The following is a 747-nucleotide window of genomic DNA, read 5'->3' on the forward strand; positions in this document are numbered from 1 at the left end:
AACCCTGCCATGCAAGAGCTTCATAGAATTTATCAGCTGGGGCTTCTCCATAATATTCTACGAATTTAAGGTAATCAGTTGTTAAAACGTTTTTATGAAAATCTTTTAGAGCATCTCTCATTGAATGAATATACAAAGCCGCCATAGTTTCATGTTGTATTTCATCGGTAAATTGCTCCCTATATTTTTCATATGTTTCTCTAAAATCTAAATCTCCAGAAGTTGGTTCTTTAGTTTTTAACTTTCTAAATATGTCAGCATGAATATACTCATGAAGTATTGTTCTAGCAACAGATAATGCTGGTCTTCCAGAAGCCTTATCTGTACTTATCTGTATTGTAATTATATTGTTTTTAGGTGGTAAACAGTTAGCGTTTACCTCATCATTTGTAGGATCATTGCCTTTATATACATTTTTTTTTGATATAATTTTTATATCAAATTCCGATTCTCCTTCAAAATTTTTCATAATTCCTTTTACGAATGAGTCTCCATTTTTATCCAAAAGATCATTTAGACATTTTTCTTTGCCAGTTAAGTCATCAGAATCGATTTGATCACCCTTCTCCTCATCTTCAAATCCACCACCACTTTCACCACCGGCAATCCAAGAGATAGTTTCCTCTGCATCATTAAAATCTCCGCCACCTGAAGGACCGTTAAAATAAATATTTGTTACAGAAATTCCAGCATCAGTAGAACCGCCTGCTATTAAAACAACTTCCTCTAGATTTTGATTGCACATAA

Annotated in this window: 1 pseudogene; it reads right to left on the reverse strand. The window is 33.2% G+C overall.

From position 1 onward, the window contains the following. Nucleotides 1–747: pseudogene (locus tag EGM88_RS15805) on the reverse strand (hypothetical protein); the annotation flags it as partial.

It is taken from the genome of Aureibaculum marinum, from assembly GCF_003813905.1.
Classification (GTDB): Bacteria; Bacteroidota; Bacteroidia; order Flavobacteriales; family Flavobacteriaceae; genus Aureibaculum; species Aureibaculum marinum.